This window comes from Paenibacillus sp. FW104-T2, from assembly GCF_058789975.1.
In genome coordinates, this window is record NZ_JBYTCE010000001.1 from 50,541 (window position 1) to 70,092 (window position 19,552).

Annotated in this window: 18 protein-coding genes; 17 read left to right on the plus strand and 1 reads right to left on the minus strand. The window is 49.4% G+C overall.

The genetic code is table 11. The annotated features are described in order from the left end of the window. The 11 genes from AC3WQ3_RS00240 to AC3WQ3_RS00290 all read left to right on the plus strand — a co-directional run bounded on the left by AC3WQ3_RS00240 (position 1) and on the right by AC3WQ3_RS00290 (position 14,457). The gene (locus AC3WQ3_RS00240) at positions 1-1,989 is read left to right on the plus strand and encodes a DHH family phosphoesterase (RefSeq protein ID WP_095290577.1); all 1,989 of its coding nucleotides are present in this window, start codon (positions 1-3) and stop codon (positions 1,987-1,989) included. Beyond that, positions 1,986-2,429 carry a 50S ribosomal protein L9 gene (gene rplI / locus AC3WQ3_RS00245; RefSeq protein WP_095290578.1) on the plus strand — a complete coding sequence of 148 codons (444 nt, stop codon included), beginning with the start codon at positions 1,986-1,988 and terminating at the stop codon, positions 2,427-2,429. The genes AC3WQ3_RS00240 and rplI overlap by 4 nt, the downstream gene beginning before the upstream one ends. 1 nt (position 2,430) lies before the next feature. Then, positions 2,431-3,792, plus strand: coding sequence for a replicative DNA helicase (dnaB, locus tag AC3WQ3_RS00250; protein ID WP_095290580.1), 1,362 nt, complete (start codon positions 2,431-2,433; stop codon positions 3,790-3,792). 441 nt (positions 3,793-4,233) lie between these two features. After that, positions 4,234-5,520 (plus strand): adenylosuccinate synthase, encoded by a 1,287-nt coding sequence (locus tag AC3WQ3_RS00255; protein WP_153980485.1) that lies wholly within the window; start codon positions 4,234-4,236, stop codon positions 5,518-5,520. A gap of 171 nt (positions 5,521-5,691) precedes the next feature. Then, positions 5,692-6,453: a dermokine domain-containing protein gene (locus AC3WQ3_RS00260; protein ID WP_336782637.1), complete on the plus strand. Its 762-nt coding sequence runs from the start codon at positions 5,692-5,694 to the stop codon at positions 6,451-6,453. Between the two features lie 551 nt (positions 6,454-7,004). Then, positions 7,005-8,537 (plus strand): peptidoglycan DD-metalloendopeptidase family protein, encoded by a 1,533-nt coding sequence (locus tag AC3WQ3_RS00265; protein ID WP_492471093.1) that lies wholly within the window; start codon positions 7,005-7,007, stop codon positions 8,535-8,537. A 249-nt stretch (positions 8,538-8,786) separates the two neighbouring features. Then, on the plus strand, positions 8,787-9,509 hold the full coding sequence (gene yycF, locus AC3WQ3_RS00270; RefSeq protein ID WP_095290587.1) for a response regulator YycF: 723 nt from the start codon (positions 8,787-8,789) through the stop codon (positions 9,507-9,509). Then, positions 9,509-11,359: a cell wall metabolism sensor histidine kinase WalK gene (walK, locus tag AC3WQ3_RS00275; RefSeq protein WP_492471094.1), complete on the plus strand. Its 1,851-nt coding sequence runs from the start codon at positions 9,509-9,511 to the stop codon at positions 11,357-11,359. Before yycF ends, walK begins: the two co-directional genes overlap by 1 nt. Beyond that, positions 11,343-12,623 (plus strand): YycH family regulatory protein, encoded by a 1,281-nt coding sequence (locus AC3WQ3_RS00280; protein ID WP_492471095.1) that lies wholly within the window; start codon positions 11,343-11,345, stop codon positions 12,621-12,623. The genes walK and AC3WQ3_RS00280 overlap by 17 nt, the downstream gene beginning before the upstream one ends. A gap of 277 nt (positions 12,624-12,900) precedes the next feature. After that, positions 12,901-13,644, plus strand: coding sequence for a two-component system regulatory protein YycI (gene yycI / locus AC3WQ3_RS00285; RefSeq protein WP_183523782.1), 744 nt, complete (start codon positions 12,901-12,903; stop codon positions 13,642-13,644). A 6-nt stretch (positions 13,645-13,650) separates the two neighbouring features. Next, positions 13,651-14,457 carry an MBL fold metallo-hydrolase gene (locus tag AC3WQ3_RS00290; protein WP_175397035.1) on the plus strand — a complete coding sequence of 269 codons (807 nt, stop codon included), beginning with the start codon at positions 13,651-13,653 and terminating at the stop codon, positions 14,455-14,457. On the opposite strand, the gene AC3WQ3_RS00295 is transcribed toward AC3WQ3_RS00290, so the two are convergent. Then, a complete protein-coding gene (locus tag AC3WQ3_RS00295) occupies positions 14,426-14,638 on the minus strand; it encodes a hypothetical protein (protein WP_095290595.1) in 213 nt (70 codons plus the stop codon). The genes AC3WQ3_RS00290 and AC3WQ3_RS00295 overlap by 32 nt on opposite strands. 669 nt (positions 14,639-15,307) lie before the next feature. Between AC3WQ3_RS00295 and AC3WQ3_RS00300 the strand changes: the two genes are divergently transcribed. From AC3WQ3_RS00300 to AC3WQ3_RS00325, 6 genes are all read left to right on the plus strand, one after another. Beyond that, a complete protein-coding gene (locus AC3WQ3_RS00300) occupies positions 15,308-16,579 on the plus strand; it encodes a trypsin-like peptidase domain-containing protein (RefSeq protein ID WP_154894427.1) in 1,272 nt (423 codons plus the stop codon). A 278-nt stretch (positions 16,580-16,857) separates the two neighbouring features. Then, a complete protein-coding gene (locus AC3WQ3_RS00305) occupies positions 16,858-17,379 on the plus strand; it encodes a hypothetical protein (protein WP_492471096.1) in 522 nt (173 codons plus the stop codon). A gap of 281 nt (positions 17,380-17,660) precedes the next feature. Next, positions 17,661-17,828: a CxxH/CxxC protein gene (locus tag AC3WQ3_RS00310; RefSeq protein ID WP_068964251.1), complete on the plus strand. Its 168-nt coding sequence runs from the start codon at positions 17,661-17,663 to the stop codon at positions 17,826-17,828. Positions 17,829-17,864: 36 nt separating this feature from the next. Further along, entirely contained in the window at positions 17,865-17,996 is a 132-nt protein-coding gene (locus AC3WQ3_RS00315) for a hypothetical protein (RefSeq protein ID WP_492471097.1), read from the plus strand. A 318-nt stretch (positions 17,997-18,314) separates the two neighbouring features. Next, positions 18,315-18,794 (plus strand): 23S rRNA (pseudouridine(1915)-N(3))-methyltransferase RlmH, encoded by a 480-nt coding sequence (gene rlmH / locus AC3WQ3_RS00320; protein WP_095362209.1) that lies wholly within the window; start codon positions 18,315-18,317, stop codon positions 18,792-18,794. Between the two features lie 56 nt (positions 18,795-18,850). Continuing rightward, entirely contained in the window at positions 18,851-19,420 is a 570-nt protein-coding gene (locus AC3WQ3_RS00325) for a TetR/AcrR family transcriptional regulator (RefSeq protein WP_127537659.1), read from the plus strand. The last annotated feature ends 132 nt before the right edge of the window (positions 19,421-19,552 follow it).

Genomic DNA, 19,552 nt, shown 5'->3' on the forward strand with positions numbered 1-19,552 from the left:
ATGCCTAAATTTCTGAAGAAACGCTGGCACGGCTACTATACCGTATGGGCGTTCATACTGCTGCTTCTGCTTGTTATGTTCGTGACCATCTATAACTGGGCGCTTGGTTTGATTAGTCTGATACTGGCTTCAGCGCTGGGAATCGTCATGATTAAGGCGGAGATGGCGTTCCGCCGCGAGCTTAACGACTACATTAACGGCCTGTCCATTCGCATCAAACGAATGGAAGGCGAAGCAATCAGCATGCTCCCATTCGGGATCGTGCTGTACAGCGAGGATCGTACGGTAGAGTGGCACAACCGCTTCGTTGGGGAGATGTTTCAGGAAAAGACGATGGTGGGCAATCCACTGCTTAACCTTTTCCCGAAGCTGCCTCAGCCGAAAGAAAAAAAGGATGGAACCAAAGAACCGGCCAAGGAACTTCATGATGAGTTCCAGTTGGATGACCGGTTCTATGGCGTTATTCATAACCCGCAGGAGCGGTATGTATATGTTTACGAGATCACGGAGCTTGCCATACTGCGCGATAAATATGAGAATGAACGCATTGCACTGGGTATTCTGGTATTGGATAATCTGGATGAGGCTTCACAAGGGATGGACGATCAGCAGCGAACTGCGCTTATCGCGCGGGTAACAAGCGAGATTACATCCTGGGCGAAGAGATATGAAGTTTACTTACGCCGTCTCTCTTCTGACCGTTATCTGATGATGCTGAATCATAAATCGCTGCAGGAGCTCGAACAGAGCCGTTTCGTCATTCTGGATGAAGTGCGAGAGATGACGGCGGATCTTAAAGTTCCGATGACACTCAGTATTGGACTCGCATTTGGTTCGGATACAATCAGTGAGATGGGTGAACTGGCACAGTCCAGTTTGGATATGGCGCTTGGACGCGGCGGGGATCAGGCTGCTGTGAAGTCCGGACAACGCCTATCCTTCTACGGCGGGAAATCCAATGCTGTGGAGAAACGTACACGGGTCAGAGCCCGGGTAATTGCCCATGCCTTGCGTGATTTGATGCAGGAGAGCGATCGAGTGCTGATCATGGGTCACAAGATGCCCGACATGGATGCAATTGGAGCTTCAATCGGCGTGTGGAAGGCAGCAAGTTTATACAATGTAGAAGCAAGAATCGTCCTGGATGGAATCAACCCGTCCATCGAACGATTAATGGAGCAGGTGAACAAGGATGAGAAATTGTCCAAAGCCTTCGTCTCACCTGAACAAGCGACACAAATGATGACGGAGCATACATTGCTCGTGGTGGTGGATACCCATAAGGCATCGATGACGATGGAACCGAAGCTTGTGCAATCGGCCAATCGCGTCGTGGTGGTGGATCACCACCGCCGCGGAGAGGAATTCATTAACGATGCGGTATTGATCTATCTGGAGCCATATGCTTCTTCGGCTGCGGAGCTTGTGACTGAGCTCCTGCAATATATTCATGACAAGGTACAATTCACTCCGCTTGAAGCAACGGCCCTGCTGGCCGGGATTACGCTGGATACGAAGCATTTTGCACTGCATACAGGTTCGAGGACATTCGAAGCCGCAGGCTTCCTACGCCGCAGTGGTGCAGACACCATTATGATCCAGCGTCTCATGAAAGAGGATTTGTCAGAATATATTGCTAAGGCAGAAATCATAAAGCATGCTAAAATGGTATACGGGAATATTGCGCTGGCGGTCACGGATCCCGGCAGCAAAATTTCACAGATGATGATTGCCCAGGTGGCAGACACATTGCTGAATATGACGGATGTGGTCGCTTCATTTGTTATTAGTGAGCGTCCGGATGGACTGATTGGCATCAGTGCAAGGTCACTGGGCCGCATGAATGTTCAGGTCGTCATGGAAAGACTTGGCGGTGGCGGACATTTGACGAATGCTGCCGTGCAATTGGAAGGAACGCTTGGAGAGGCAGAAAAACGGCTGATGAACGTACTGGCTGAAATCGAAAAGGAAGAGGGGCTGTTCGAATGAAAGTCATTTTTATAAAAGATGTAAAAGGTCAAGGGAAAAAAGGACAAGTGAAGGAAGTATCCGAGGGATACGCACAGAATTTCCTTCTGCCACGGGGAATGGCACGCTTGGCAACAGACGGTAACATGAAGACGCTGGATAACCAGAATGCAGCGGAGGAAAGACGCAAGCAGGAAGAGAAGGCTGAAGCGGAAGTACTCGGCAAAAAGCTGGAAGCAGAAGTAACTGAACTGAAAGCAAAATCCGGCGAAGGCGGCCGATTGTTCGGTGCAATTACAAGCAAACAAATCGCTGAAGCTTTGGCTGCAAAAGGTCTGAAAGTCGACAAACGCAAAATTGAGCTGGACGAGCCTATTCGCACACTCGGCGTAACGCAAGTAACCGTCAAGGTTCACCCTGAAGTGAAAGCTACCTTGAAGGTACAGGTAACGGAGGAGTAAGATGGGCGGCGAAATGTTATTCGACCGGATTCCCCCACAGAACCTGGAAGCCGAACAGGCTGTGCTGGGTGCAATCCTGTTGCAGGGCGAGGCCCTGATTACAGCGATGGAACGGGTGCAAACCGAGGATTTCTATGATAAGCCCCATCAATTGATATTTGAAGCGATGATCCAGCTTGGAGAGGAAAATCAACCGATTGACCTTGTCACGCTGACTTCGCGTCTAAAGGATAAAGGCGAGCTGGAGGACATTGGCGGCGTTAGCTATCTAGCAAAGCTGGCTCATGGTGTGCCTACAGCTGCCAACGTGGATTACTACGCACAGATTATTGAAGAAAAATCAATGCTGCGGCGCTTGATCCGTACAGCTACGCAGATTGTTAGTGAAGGCTATACGGGCGGTGAAGACGTTGCTGCGATGCTCGGTGAAGCAGAGCGGCGCATTTTGGAGATTTCCAACCGACGTTCCAGCAGCGGTTTTATCGCCATTCAGGATGTACTGATGGAAGTGTTCGACAAAGTCGAGACGCTGCATCAGAACCGGGGAACCACAACGGGCATTCCGTCCGGATTTATCGATCTCGACAAGATGACTGCCGGATTCCAGCGTAGTGACTTGATTATTGTAGCTGCGCGTCCTTCGGTAGGTAAGACAGCCTTTGCCTTGAATATCGCTCAGAATGTTGGCATTCGGGCGCAAGAGACGGTAGCCATCTTCAGTCTGGAGATGTCAGCCGCGCAGCTGGTACAGCGTATGATCTGTGCGGAAGCCAATCTAGATGCAGGGGTTCTTCGTACCGGTGAATTCAAAGGTGATGAGGACTGGCAAAAGCTGACGATGGGGATCGCTGCATTAAACGAAGCAGAGATCTATATCGATGATACACCAGGAATTACGGTAGCCGATATTCGTGCCAAATGCCGTCGTCTCAAAAAAGAAAAGGGTCTTGGCATGATTCTGATCGACTACCTCCAGCTGATCAGCGGCCGTGGTAAAGCGGGCGAGAACCGTCAGCAGGAAGTATCAGAGATCTCGCGTACACTGAAACAGATTGGCCGGGAACTTGAGGTTCCGGTTATTGCCTTGTCCCAGCTGAGCCGGGGTGTAGAGCAGCGTCAGGATAAACGTCCGATGATGAGTGACTTGCGGGAATCGGGTTCGATCGAGCAAGATGCCGATATCGTAGCCTTCCTGTACCGGGATGACTACTATAACCAGGAGACCGAGAAGAAAAATATTATCGAGATTATTATCGCAAAGCAGCGTAATGGTCCGGTAGGTACGGTTGAGCTGGTGTTCCTCAAAAACTTCAATAAGTTCGTTAACTATGAGCGGGCACATAATGATGCCTTTGCGATGTAGATGATAGTTACGTTATATTTTGCTAGATAATAGAGAAGATTCTGTGCTCATCAACTACTAGTTAATATGGACTTATAAATAGATTCCTAATACGATATGTAGAGCCTTAATTCTATCGTGCAATTAAACCGGGGTTAGCCGTCAAGCTAGTTTTAACAGGCTGCCCCGGTTTTTTGCGTGGAAATATGGGGTTAATTCCGAACATTAAACTAGTGCCTTTACCAATTGTTCGCCATTTCATTTGACTTTGAAATAGGGGACTGGTACACTAGAATTGCTGCGTTAAAGCAGCGAAAACCTTCCTTGATATGTAACACGAGGGGGATTTTCACTGTCCGTTAGCACGCTTCTCCGCCGGTATTTTCACTTCGAATTCCTGCCGAGATAGAGGACGGACAGACCAATACAAAGGTGCGCAAGGCACCCACGGAGGTATGTACGATGTCAACGGTAGTTGTAGTGGGAACGCAATGGGGAGACGAAGGTAAAGGTAAGATTACGGATTATTTGGCTGAAAGCGCAGACGTGGTCGCTCGTTACCAAGGTGGTAACAACGCAGGACATACGATTCTGATCGACAACAAAAAATATAAACTGACGATGATTCCATCGGGCATTTTCTACACGGATAAAGCTTGTGTCATTGGTAACGGCATGGTTATCAACCCGAAGGCACTTATTGAAGAAATTAACTATATTCATGATAATGATTTTACGACTAAAAACCTGTTCATCAGTGAACGCGCACATATCATCCTGCCATACCACATGGTTCTGGATGCACTGGAAGAAGAGAGCAAAGGTCCAAACAAGATTGGTACAACCGGTAAAGGGATTGGTCCAGCTTACATGGATAAATCAGCTCGGATCGGTATTCGGATGGTTGACCTGCTTGATGCGGAAGAGTTCGAATTGAAACTGCGTCATCTGGTAAAAGAAAAGAACCGTGTGATCGAGCAAGTCTACGGCGGTGAGCCAGTAGATGTAGAAGAAATTCTGAAAGATTACCTGGGATATGCAGAAATCCTGCGTCCATACGTGCGTGATACATCCGTTGTACTCAACGATTCCATTGATGAGAACAAAAAAGTATTGTTTGAAGGTGCACAAGGTGTGATGTTGGACCTTGACCAAGGAACGTATCCTTATGTAACTTCATCCAACCCTTCTGCAGGCGGTGTATGTATCGGTTCCGGCGTTGGTCCTGCTCGCATTCAGCAGGTTATCGGAGTAGCTAAAGCCTACACCACACGTGTGGGAGATGGTCCATTCCCTACGGAGCTGCACGATGCAGTTGGTGATCAGATCCGTGAGACTGGACATGAGTATGGTACCGTAACTGGACGTCCGCGTCGTGTGGGCTGGTTCGACAGTGTTGTCGTGCGTCACGCTCGTCGTGTCAGCGGCATTACAGGACTGTCCCTGAACTCTCTGGATGTGATGACAGGTCTTGAAACGGTGAAAATCTGCACAGGATACAAATACCGTGGAGAGATCATCACACACTACCCAGCCAGTCTGAAAATGCTGGCTGAATGTGAAGCGGTATACGAAGAGATGCCAGGATGGAGCGAAGATATCACTGGAGCGAAGAAACTCGAAGATCTGCCTGTGAACACACAGAACTATGTGAAACGTGTTTCCGAGCTGACAGGGATTCCAATCGCGATCTTCTCCGTAGGTCGTAACCGTGAGCAAACGAATCAAGTTCTTCCAATCTACGTATAATTAAGTTGAATCATAGTCCCCAGTTGTCGCCCCATAAGCGATGACTGGGGTTTTTCGCATATCTCCTGATATAATCCCGAGATTTCCGTCAATACTGAATAACAGTAGAATCACAGACCTGATGTGCTGACTGCCACAGACAGGTTGGATAATCGGAGGAGGAGAACAGGGATGAAGTTGCTTCAATGGTTTGCCAAAATCGTACTTACCGTCATGCTGGTTAGTTCATTGACCTTACTGACAACCGGATTAATTGTACAGTCGTATGTGAAATCGCTGCTGGCGAGTTTTAATATTGAGTGGGAAGGTCAACCGCTGGGGTTAACATCCATGTTCCAGGGTGCACTCGGTGGTAAGGCGAGCGAGGAGAACAAACCGGGAGCAGGAACAACGGATCAGCCGACTGGTGCTGAAGAAGAACAAGTTCCAGAGGACGCCATATCGGTCATGGGTAATGGAACAGACCAACCGGAGACAAGCACTGACAATGGTTCTGGCAATACAGGGAATGGGTCAGATAAAACCGACCAGACGGCTTCAAACGGTGGAGGCGAGAGCAGCAACGATGACACTGGCAGCATAGACACAGACCCCAATAAGGCTCCAGAAGGTGCTGCGGGAAGTGGAAACGGGACAGCAGCTGGCAATGGTACGGCTGGAACGTCTGGTAACTCTGCTGGTTCAGGTAATGATGCGATTGTGGTATCGCCAGATGATATTACGGGAACCAAGGACAAGCTGCCTCTGGAGGAAAAAGAGAAGATCTTCAGTCTGCTGATGGCAAAGCTTCCCCAAAATGAAATGCAGCAGATCTCGGGCGCGATGGAAGATGGCCTGACTGAACAAGAATTACGTGATATTGAACAGGTGATATCGAAATATCTGACGAGTGAGGAATACGATAATCTTATGGAAGTGCTTCAGGCTGAATAAGTCATAGTTTATAAATACACATGATGTGCAGGCATTTGTATGCAGCTTGACGTATTTATAGATTCAGGAAAGGAATTCACACTTCAAGGCCTGAGAGCAAGCGAGAAATATAGTAGGATAGCATATTCAATTCATACAACCATCCCTTGTCTGAATCATCAGGCGAGGGATTTTTTGATTGTGTTTTTATGAAAATAATTTCGCATTATTGTGGGTCTTAGAACCTAGTATTAACACTAGACCGAAACTACATAGTATACCTGAACATGAGGCATAATGGGTAAGAATATTCGCCTGCCATGTTATGGGTAATACAGGAAAACCAAGCGGGGCGCGGCTTTGGGCTGTGACGCATAGAGTTGAAATGAGTGTAAAACCTGTGTTAAAGTATACGGGTGTGATTAAAGGTTAAAATTTTGACACTTTTATGAGCGCAGCTAAAGTCCTGATTTGCGGACACCCAGAACCAAATATCGACAAACTTGAGACAGACACGGATGGGTGTGTCTTGACAGAAATGCGAACTGAGAAGTGCTGAAAAGGAGAGAATCATGAAAGGTTTCAGAGGCATACGCCAACCGGGCAAAAACCGGGTACACGAACAATCCGGAGAACACCGGACGGCCGAAGACAAAAACAACATGAGCATGTCCAACTTCAGTGTAAATAAAAAGCGCGTCCTGGCCTCGCGTAAATGGATCATTACAGCAGCATGCGGAGTGTTCATCGCTGCATCGGTTGGATTCGCAGGCAAGCAATACGTTGCTGCGAACACCGTTCCATATTACAAGGTCATGGTAAAAGGGAATGAGATTGGCAGCATTGCGGATGAAGCGCAATTACAGAAACTTTTTGCAGACAAAACCGAGGAATACCAAAATAAATATCCTGACGCGGAAATGGTGCTGAACACCGATGGCATCACGACCGAAACGGTAAAAGCGTACAAACCTGAAGTGAACAGCGAAGAAACGCTGGACAAGCTGGATGATATGCTGACAGCATATGCCAAAGGCGTGGAGCTCCAAGTGGATGGCGAAGTAATCGGCATTGTGAAGGATCAGGCAACAGCTGATGCCATTCTAGAACAAGTGCAGAGCAAATACATATCGGCATCGGCTGTGCGTAGTTCGCTCAAGACGAAGTCGGTATCGGCTAACTCGTCAAGCAAAGCGGAAGGGCCAAGTACAACGCTGAAGTCCGTGGACATCAAGGAAGATGTGGCGACAGAGTCAGTGAAGGCAGATCCGAATAAAATATGGGACGTGTCCGAGGCGGTTAAAGCGTTAACCGTTGGTAAAGACGCGCCTGTAACCTACGTGGTGCGTGAAGGAGATACGATCTCTTCCATCGCGGCCAAATATGAGATTACGCAAAGCGAGATTCGCAAGAATAATCCAGGCATCAAGGAAACGTCACTGCAGATCGGGGACGAGCTTACGCTGACGGTGCCTAAACCGGCAGTTACGGTGAAGTCGGTTGAGCAGGTCGTGGAGCAAATTGAGATCAAACCACAGGTTGAAGTACGCAAAAGTGCTGAGCTAAAAGCCGGCACAACCAAAGTGGTACGTCCTGGACAAAGCGGATTAAAAAGCATGCAGTACCGTGTAACCAAGGAAAATGGAGAGGTCATCAAGGAAGAATGGCTGGGCCAGGAAGTCATCAAGGCAGCTGTTACTGAAGTGGTGCTGAGTGGAACGAAAGTGGTTGGTGAGGGTACAGGTGAATTCGCTTGGCCTGTATCAAACGCAACGATGAGCAGCAGCTTCGGACAACGCTGGGGTCGTCAGCATAAAGGTGTCGATCTGGTAGGTAATCGGGATGTGAAATCGGCCGATGAAGGCGTGGTTACTTTTGCAGGACAGAAGAGCGGGTATGGCAATGTCATTATCATTAACCATCGTAACGGATATGAAACACTCTATGGCCACCTGGACAGCATTGGCGTAAAGGTTGGACAAGTGATTGAAAAAGGGGAGAGCATCGGCGTTATGGGCAACACGGGTCGTTCGACCGGAACGCATTTGCATTTCGAGATTATCAAGAACGGAACGCCAGAAAATCCGATGACGTATCTTAACTAAAGTGAAAGAAATCAGAAGCAAGGTTGGCTTAAATGCCGGCCTTGTTTTTTCATGCTGTAAAATATTTTCAATTTGTAGCATTTGGATCGTTGGATCAGGATGTGACTGTCCTTCAGGTATGTTAAACTATACAGTAAAGATACCTTTATAGATCAAACCTTAGAATTACGTTAGCCATAGAAGATAAGAACCAAAAGAGATAAAGACCGCTAGAGCGGATCAAGCAGGATATAGGGGTGAATACAGCCGATGCAGGGGAAGATTTTGGTGGTGGACGATGAACAGCCCATTGCGGACATTCTGAAGTTTAATTTGGAAAAAGAGGGGTACGAGGTCATCTGCGCTTTTGATGGCATTCGTGCAGTTGAACTGGCGTTATCCGAGAAACCGGATCTGATGCTGTTGGACTTGATGCTTCCTGGCAAGGATGGCATGGATGTGTGCCGCGAGGTACGCGCCCATCTGGAGCTGCCGATTATTATGCTGACGGCAAAGGACGGCGAAATTGATAAAGTGCTCGGCCTGGAGCTGGGTGCGGACGATTATGTAACGAAGCCTTTCAGTACGCGAGAGCTGCTCGCCCGGGTGAAGGCACAGATGCGCAGACGACAGAAGCCTGCGATGGCTGCCGAAGCTCCGGAAGACGACGAGAAGCAGGTCATGCGCCTGTTCGATCTTGCATTTGATATGGACATGTATACTGCCTATAAAAGTGGTGAACCGCTTGATCTGACGCACCGTGAATATGAGCTTCTCTATTATATGGCGAAGAACTCAGGCAAGGTCATGACACGGGAACATCTGCTTCAGGCAGTATGGGGATATGAATATTTTGGGGATGTACGTACCGTGGATGTTACGATCCGTCGTCTGCGCGAGAAGATTGAGGAGAATCCGAGCAAACCGGAAACGATTCTGACTCGCCGTGGGCTGGGTTATCTCGTGCGCAGTCCCAAAAGCGTGGGGATATAATGGGGCGTTTCTCGCGATTTTCGTTCTTCCGAACGATTCAGGCGAAACTGATTATAATCTATGTACTGCTGATTTTGATTGCGATGCAATTGATCGGCGTTTATTTCGTGAGTGCGATGAAGAACTCCCTGACGAGCAACTTTACCGAGGATCTGCAGGCACGGGCGGAGATGCTGTCTGTTCTTGTGGGCGAGACCATGGCTGGCGGGGAAGCCGAGCCTGGCGAGGACAAAACGGAAAACCTGCGCGTACTGGTAAACAATCTGTTCAACATTAACGGCGCCGAGATTCAGGTGCTGGATGCCAGTGGCAAAGTGCTGACCACTTCCTTGAGTTCACATTCCGATTATGTGGGTCGCAAAAATACCCAGACCGTTGTCAGCCGGGCACTGCAAGGCATCCGGGATAACGAGGAATATATCGTGGACGAAGATAATGTCCGTAAAAAGGTCGTGGCCAAGCCGGTCATGTCCGGCGGCAAGATCATCGGCGCGGTTTACATCGCCGCCTCCATGAACGAGCTGTACTCCACCATGGAGGGAATCAATAAGATTTTTATTTCCGGCATACTGATTGCCTTGGTACTGACCGCAGTGCTCGGCGTCATTCTGTCGCATACCATTACGCAGCCCATCAAGGAAGTTACCCGCAGGGCAACGGCGGTTGCCGAAGGGAACTTTGATCAGCAGACACCTGTATTCGGTACAGATGAGATTGGGCAGCTCAGTCGGGCGTTCAATTACATGACCAGTCGCTTGCGGGATGCACTCTCTCAGAACGAAGAGGAGAAAGAGAAGCTGACGTCCATTTTGACGAACATGAGTGATGGTGTGGTCGCGACTGATGAGTATGGCAAAGTCATTCTGGTCAACCGCCGGGCCAGCAGCATCCTGGGCATGCGTCCTGCGGATATCGAAGGCAGGCATTTTGCCGTATTGCTCGGCATTGATCCGGAAGATGCAGAAGCACTTGCAAGTGGTTTTACAGGCTCGACGCTGCTGCAGATTGCACCTGCCGGGCAGGAAGACCCTGTGGTGATCCGCATGACATTTACACCGGTTCATCGGCGTGAGTTGGGTATTACCGGAACGATTGCCGTGCTTCAGGATGTTACCGAACAGGAAGAGCTGGAGGCGTCCCGGCGCGAGTTCGTTGCGAATGTATCACATGAGCTGCGTACACCACTGACGACGATCAAGAGTTATGCAGAGGCACTCGATGATGGAGCACTTGAAGATCCGCAGCTGGCTGGACGTTTTGTAGGCGTTATTCAGAATGAGACGGAGCGGATGATACGGCTGGTGACGGATCTGCTGCACCTCTCCAGGCTCGACTCCAAGGAGGCACTGCTGCGCAAACAGCCGACGGATATTATGGACATGCTGGAGGAGGTAACGGATCGATTCTCATTCCAGATGCATCAGAAGGATATTCAGCCCGTATTGTCGGTTGAGAATGGCATTCCTGAGGTACCCCTTGATCGGGACCAGATTGATCAGGTCCTGGATAATGTCGTATCCAATGCACTGAAGTATACGCTGGAGGGCGGCACGATTACAATCGCGGCCAGACGCAGTGATGAACATACTCTTGCCATTTCCGTGTCAGATACGGGGATAGGTATTCCGCAGCGGGACCTGGATCGTATCTTTGAACGGTTCTATCGTGTGGACAAAGCTCGTTCCCGCAGCATGGGCGGTACAGGACTCGGACTATCCATTGCCCGGGAAATTGTTAGGGCGCATGACGGCACCATTTCTTTGGAGTCTGAAGTGGATGTAGGCACAACCGTAACGTTCACACTGCCTATGCGTGAAGAAGGAGGTGAGCACCTTGAAGGAACGGATTAAATCCCTGGTGCTCGCTTCTCTCGTTGCCGCCAGTCTGGTGCAGAGTTATTTTCTGATCTATCGTTTGCCCGGGGGCGGGGATTCCATTGTGACGTCTGAGACGAACTATGTGAAGACCGAGAATATGGGTCAGGAGCGAGATATTGAGGAACTGATCTTCCCCGATCAGATGATGATTCATCTGGGAGAGGACAAACATACCGTGTTTTATCCAGGCAATACCTTCTACCAGCTAATCTATTCACGTCTGCAAGGACGGACATTTGATGATTTTCAGCGGCGCACAGTACAGTCCGTGAACTGGGGTCAGATCCGCAAGGATAACCCGGGCATTGAGCTGTCGTTCAAGGAAGGCATTCCGGTTGCCCTGCTGCAGCGGGTGATGCGGCTGGGTACGGATTCGTTGTTTCAGGGGGAAACCATTAACCGGATAGCGATCTATACCGCGAAAAATGAAACCAAAGCCCATGCACTATTCTTCAGTGCCAAGGGTGATGTTGTCTATGAAGCTGCTCAGGCGGACCTGACGGTCCAGGACGTACAGCAGCATGTCGACTTCGGTACCAACTGGACGCCATACACACTGACGGATGGCGGATATTATATTCCGGCACAGCCACTGGATGTGGTGGAGGCTGATGTGCCGACCGGGCAGTTCACGGTGGAGCAAATGCAGCGCAGCCTGTTCTTCGATCCCAGCATGACGCGAAATATTCGGGAAAAGGATGGATCGGAGATCTATACGGACAGCAAACGAAGTCTGCAAGTGAAGCAGGATCAGCGCTGGATCAGCTATACCGACCCGGCTGCACCACCTGCAGGGCAGATTGATGCAGCGAAGGACGCGCTGTCTGCGGTGGATTTTGTGAACCAGCATGGCGGCTGGAAAGGCCGCTCACGCATGATGCTGGATACCGTGGATAACAAAACACAGCTGGAGTTCCAACAGTATTACGGCAGTTTTCCGATTATGGATTCGGTGCAGTTTCGCTTTGGCACTATCAGTATGGAGATGCAGCAGGAGACCGTGTCCAGCTATGAACGCTCGCTGGAATACCTGAACGAGGGTGCCGAGACGAAGAAACCGGTGAAGCTATCAGGTGGAGATAAGCTGAAGGCCCTTATCGAGAAGGTTGCTGGAGAGAACCGCCAAGTGGTAGATGTGTACCCGGCGTATCGTCCGTCCACGATTGAAGGCGGACTGAAGCTAATCCCTGTATGGGTGATCCGCTTCAGCAACGGAGAGGAAACCACTGTTTCTTAATAGGTTATAACCAATGAACATGCAGTTTGCTACACTGGACCACTGCGCGGTCAGAACAACCTTCCGATCGCTGTTACCCCCGGATTTCATGTATTTTTTTCAAAAGGGGAAATCGGGTGGTAAACGCGAACGCTCCGCTTCTTCAGGTTTATTCTGCCCTCTCCGTTATCGTGTAGCTTTTTAGTTTAAAGGCTATAAACGAACATGACGCAGTGGGGAAGTGTGGATAGTTTTAGTTAGGATGTCTCAAGAAGTAAAATTAACGGAGGTGAATGGTTTGGATTGGGGACGGGCGAAAAATGTATTGATCTATGCCTTCCTGCTGCTCAATCTGGTGCTGGGTTACCAGATCTGGATGGATGCACGGGAGACGGCCGGAGCCAATCTGGACTTCACCTCGCTGGCAGATAATACACAGCAGGCGATGGAAGAGAAGGGCATTCAGGTGCTGGCACCAATCCCGAACGAAACGCCGAAGCTGCCCAAGCTGTCTTATGAGTTTATAGAAGAGGACAAGACGGGGATTCAAATCGATCTGGACAAGCCGGTGGACAGCAAGCTGATCTTCTCGCAAAGAGAGCTGGCGGACATGCTGGCGGATGAAATTCCGCAGATTGGCACGTATCGGCTGGATCAGCTGATGACAGAGGATGGGGCGTTTGTGCTTCACCCGCTAGTCGATGGGAAATGGCCGCTCTTCAATGTCAGTCTGGAGCTGTTCTACAGCGATCAGAAAATTACGGGTTACCGTCAGACTCCGGTGCGGATTACAACCGCTGAGGAGAGCGATCAGCAGGTGCTTCCGGCGCCCAAGGCGCTGGGAACGCTGATCGAGAACTTTTTGCCGAACGATGCAATTGTCAAAGACATTCAGCTGGGCTACTACGGCCAGTTGTTTAATTCCGATATACAGGTAGCGATGCCGGCATGGCGGTTCGTGCTGGAAAGTGGCGAAGTGTTGTACGTGCAGGGCATCAGTGGGGATGTATTCAGTCCCAAGACAGACAAACCAGGGGAGTAATGCGTTATGGGGATATATTTTACCGTGTTATCCAGCGGTTCGACAGGGAACGCCACAGTTATACAGCATGGGGGCACGTCCCTCATGATTGACGCGGGCCTTAGTGCGAAGCGTCTGGAAGCTTTGTTTCTGGAACGGGAGATTTCTGGAACGGAGCTGGACGGGATTCTGGTTACACATGAACATTCCGATCACATTAAAGGACTAGGCGCGATGTCTCGGAAATATAATTTACCAATCTATGCAAATACGAATACGTGGGCGGCACTGGAGAAGTCGGTTGGGGCCATTCCAGAGGAAAACCGGAGGGTGTTCGAGACGGGGGAGCAGCATGATTTTGGCTCCTTGCGTGTGGAATCCTTTGGCATTTCTCATGACGCAGCGGAGCCTGTGGGATACACGTTCGATGATGGCAGCGAGAAGCTGTCCGTCGCAACAGACCTTGGCTATATGAGCGACAAGGTTCGCGATGCAATCGCAGATTCTGATGTGCTTGTGCTGGAGGCGAATCATGACGTCGAATTGCTGCGCATGGGACGTTATCCATGGAACACCAAGCGCCGCATTCTGAGCGACATTGGGCACTTGTCGAACGAAGCGGCAGGGGCAGCGCTCAGTGAACTAATGAACGGACGCATCAAGCGCACGTATCTGGCACATCTCAGCCGGGACCATAATATGATGGACCTCGCGAAAATGACGGTGCGTGAAGCGATGGAAAGCCGGGGCTGTTTTTATAAGGATCATGAGTTCAAACTCTGTGATACGTATTATGATCGGCCTACGCCATGGGATAGGGTGGGTGAGCCATAAAGCTGTCGAGTTCGGCGGCTTTGCGCTCTACTTCTTCACGGGTCAAAATGCCTTTGTCGATCAGCAGCTCGATGATGGTGCTTAACGCTAGGGTATTCCGATAATGTTCTTCCTTGAGATCGGCCAGCTTGGCCGCCATATGAACCTCATCCATAGCTGTAAGAGTACGCGTGCGTTCCATAAGTGAATCCTCCTTCTATGAACCTTCGAATTGGTCTTTTACTATTATTGTAGTCAGGCTGGATGGAAAACATTCCTCTTTTTGCCGCTATAATTTAAGTTGCGAGGCGTGTATGCTGAAGTCTGTGGCTTCCTGGGCCGTAAAAGTTCTTGGGAAATTGGAAAAAGTACGCTTAGCGAACCGGGTTTTGTGGTGATAGTTACTATGGACGTTTTATTGTAGGTCCGTTATTGATAAACCTGCTTTAGCAGAAATTTGCGTCAATCTTCGTAATGATGCAACTTTTTTGAATTTGTGGTGTTTAGTATATATGGAGCCTTGCAAGAGAGGCTTGTTTGCTCGGGAAGTTGGCATGTCGTAGAATGCGAGAACGTTGCTGGTAGAGTCATAGACAGGATGGGAGTGTCCGTTCTGTTATACATAGACGCTTCATTCCGGGATAGCGGGGATGCAGCGATATGCAAAACAACCTTGAAAAAATGCTAGAAAGCATGGAAAACCGTTGGGGTCTTCACGTAACGGAGACGACAGAATGAACTTGGAGAAGCGAATCGAAAGGTTCATCTGTCGGCAGAGTGGGCTATGTGAGAACACCATCGTTGGCCATGCCACAATGATCAGGCGGCAGTCAGGATCTGGATGCGTGACAACGAAGGGGAGAGGATCACGATGGGATTGTTCGGAGACGATTTTTATTCAACCAAAGTATCAAGACGCGCCGAGCCTGTACAGAAAGGCAAACTTCAGATTATCCGCCCCGGTGGACGGGATCGCTGGCAAAATCCACGCCGGTCGCGCTCGGGCATCAGCTCCACCGTGAAGGTGGCAGTCATTAGTTCGGTAATCAGTTCCATCGTGACCGTCACGCTGTTTAGCTTCATCATGCAGCCCGCATCTGTTCCTCTGGCCAACGCTACAGGCAATGGCGGGAATGGAGGTAACGTGCAGGCCGCGCAGACGGCTGATCCATATGACCGGATTATCCAGGCAGCAGCCAAGGTGCGTCCATCGGTCGTGAGCATCGTGAACCATAAGACGGGTAGCAGTCTATCCATGGAAGATTCGGCGCTTGGATCAGGTGTCATTTTCAAGAAGGAAGATGGCAAGGCCTATATCATGACCAATCATCATGTCGTCGAAGGGGCAAGTGATCTGGAGATCGTGACCGTCGAGGGCGAGACACACAAGGCGAAACTGGTCGGCAAGGACCGCGTAAGCGACATCGCAGTTATGTCTGTTGAGGATGACAAAGGCATTGGGCCAGTAGCGGAGATTGGCGATTCCAGCAAGCTTCAGCGTGGCCAGACCGTACTCGCTATCGGGAATCCGCTTGGCTTGGGTGGTACGCTGACTTCCGGTATTGTCAGTTATACGGATCGGATCCTGCCCGTGTCCATTAACCAGGATGGTGTATACGACTGGGAGCAGAACGTAATCCAGACGGATGCAGCCATCAACGAAGGCAACAGCGGTGGCGCACTCGTTGATCTGAACGGCAAAGTGGTCGGCATCAATACGATGAAAATCTCGGATACAGGCGTTGAGGGCCTGGGATTTGCGATTCCGATGAATGAAGTGATGAAAACTGTCGATTCACTGCTGCTGAGCGGCAAAGTGTCCCGTCCATACCTGGGCGTGTACACCGTTGATCTCAGCAATCCATATGCACCACTGGATGACGAGCAGCGCAAGGATCTGAAGCTGCCATCTCACGTCGATAGTGGGGTTGTGGTGCTCGAAGCATCCGGTCCGGCATCCGAAGCGGGCCTGAAGCTCAATGATGTCATTACGGAATTTGATGGGCAAAAAATTACCTCTACGCTGGATCTTCGGAAATATCTGTACGATAAGAAGAAGATTGGCGACACCATTGAAGTCACCTTTTATCGGGACGGCAATGCCGAGAAGGTTTCCGTGAAGCTGACCGATAAACCGGAGTAAAGGTAATCGGAAATGAATTTGGGCGAGAAGTCCCCTGCTCGTGAAAGAAGCAACACATCATTCTTTTTGGAATGGTGGAACCTTCTGACACGAATCGGGGACTTTTTTTGTTTTCTTTCCGAATAAGCGGATTGAACCAGAGCCAAAGTCTCAGTTACAGAAGGGGTAGGCTATGATAGACTATTTTAAAGTGTGCCAAGGGTGCACGAATTGTGCGAGTAACATGCATTTGTCGTGGTTGGGTTGAAAGATCAATTGGCAAGAAGAGGAGCTTATTAATGAAACATTTGATGAAACCATCGCTCGGAGGAGCGGCTTTACTGCTATCCTTATCCGTACTCTCTGCTTGTGGATCTGAGGTATCTTCCTCTGGATCTGCGGATAACAGCGGTTTGGAGGGACGAATTGCAAGTCTGGAGAAGCAGCTTGCTTCACAAGGTGAGAAGAGTATGAAGCAGGATGAGAAGATTGCTGCGCTGGAGAAGAAGCTGGAAGAGCTAAGTAGTACGGTAACAGCAGTAAATGAATTAGGTGGGAATGGTTCAGCTGCTTCAGGTAATAACGGATCTGCCGGCAAGGGGGATGGCATACGGATTACCTTTGCTCAATATGAGAAGCTTGAGGTGGGCATGACGTATGATGAAGTGAAGGAGATCGTCGGCGGGGAAGGCGAAGCCCTGAGTGAAGCGGAGAATACGGTCGTCTACAGTTATAAGGGAGCTGGCGATACGGGAGCCAATGCGATTCTGGCGTTCCAGGGTGGCAAGCTGCTGACCAAGGCCCAATCCGGATTGAATTAAGAACGTTGGACTGGAGATTGAATGCGTTGAAACATAGATAAGCGTTATTGTATGGAATCATTGGAGCCTTCTCTAGGGACACGGTAGAGTGTCGAAAAAGAACGCTTTTTTGGTTTGATTTTTGCCGGTTGGGGAAGATTATTGGGGGTTAAACACGATAAATGAGGGATAGGGGTTTCTTTTCCACCCCAGGTGTGATAGAACAGAGAAGTGGCTATCCTATATGGATAAGCGGTTGTGAATCGGGAGCATAGCTGGTTACAGAAAGGATGCTTGAACGGATGTACGTTGTATGCAAAGAACACGTGGACATTGCCATCGACATGTTTGTCGATGAGTATGAGGACGCTCCGGATATTGTTGATCTGAAGGAGACGGAATTTGCCGATTGGGACCCGCCTGCGAAGTGCGCCGAGTGCGAACAAAAGGCCGAGTTTCTCGTCGTCTAGCGTACTGTGTAGGCATCCGCAGCAGAGTCGTATCTTATGGACGCACTCGCTCGCCTGCCATCCGGTATGAACATCAAAGGCAAGAAGCAGGGAGAGCGTGTCGGAGCGCTCTTTTTGTGTTTGTGGGAGAAGGAGGAGATGGCGGTATGTGCTATCTGCTGTCTGTAGGTGAAGTCGGGTAGAGAGAATCATTCTTTGAGGTGTAATGTAAGGAACCTGAGACGTCTTAAATGGGTTGGTTTGGGCCGATATGTGGGTTAACGAACTGTAGATACGCTTTTGCCGGAAATGTACTGTTAGAGAACGTAATTCCTCGTATTAATGTGTGTGAAGTTCGCTAGCCGCGCATTATGTGTACTTGAGACTGTATAAGGTGTGTGAGGTTCGCAAGAGGATCTGCGTTTAATAAGTGAGATCATAGGTGTGGCGAAGCACTGTTCATAAATAGATACATATGGGATTGGATCATGAGGAGGAAATGGTTTTATGTTCATTCAGATTATTGGCGTAGGCAAATTGAAGGAAAAATATCTGACGCTCGGCATTCAGGAATATGCCAAGCGTCTCGCCCCGTACATCAAGTTTCAGATGATCGAGGTCGCAGACGAGAAGGCGCCCGACACCCTGAGCGAAGCTGAGGTGCGGGCGGTGAAGGAGCGCGAGGGTGAACGCATCCTTGCGCATGTGAAGAGCGAGGCGCATGTCGTTGCGCTCGCATTGGACGGCCAGCTCTGGAGTTCCGAGGAGCTGGCAGCAGAGATCGACAAGCTCGGCACGTATGGGACGAGCCATGTCGTGTTTGTCATCGGAGGAAGCCACGGGCTCTCCGATGAGGTACTGCGCCGCGCGAAGCAGCGACTGAGCTTCGGGCGCATGACCCTGCCGCACCAGTTGATGCGGCTGGTGCTGGTGGAGCAGATTTATCGCGCGGTGAAGATCAATCGGAATGAACCGTATCATAAATAGGGCGCAATTTTTGTTACAATGTAGACAAGGGTTAGCAATAAGGGACGGTGATTATCATGGGAAGAAAGCAGGCTTTTACAAAATCAGAGTTGCTTGACCAAACCAAGAAAGTGCTTCTTGAATATGGTTACGAGGGGTTCCAACTTAAATTGCTATCGAAGAACCTGGTTGGGGCAAGAAGCACGATCTATCAATACTTTTCGAATAAAGAAGAGATAGTTGCTGCATGTATGAAACGGTCAATGGAAAGTGTACTACAGAAGGCGTTGGCTATTGATGAAACGGATTGCATGATTGCCCTCCAACTACTGCTGGATATATATCTGGAGGAAGCCAGCTTCCATCAATTGTTTGGATATGCTCATAAAATAAATAAAGCCAATTCTGTGGCTGCAGCCAATGATCTTGAATTTGTTGAGCAGGCACACGTGACTTTGAAAAATCAACTGGAGCAGTTGTTTATTCGTGCTCAGAAAGAGGGACACTTGAATCCGAGTATCCCGCTCCCTGCCATTATTGGTGTCTTTTTTACCCTTATTGATACACCCAATATGATGAATATTCCTATACCTCAGTGGAGTAAGCTATTGTACCAAATATGGCTGGGCGGGGCAGGAAAGAGATAAGAAATTATATATTTGACACGCGCGTCATATAAAAACTATACTATATGTGACACGTGTGTCAAATAAATTCTATATTAAAGTACGTGCCAAAGGATAGGAGATAATTAATTTGACACGAGTGTCAATTAAATG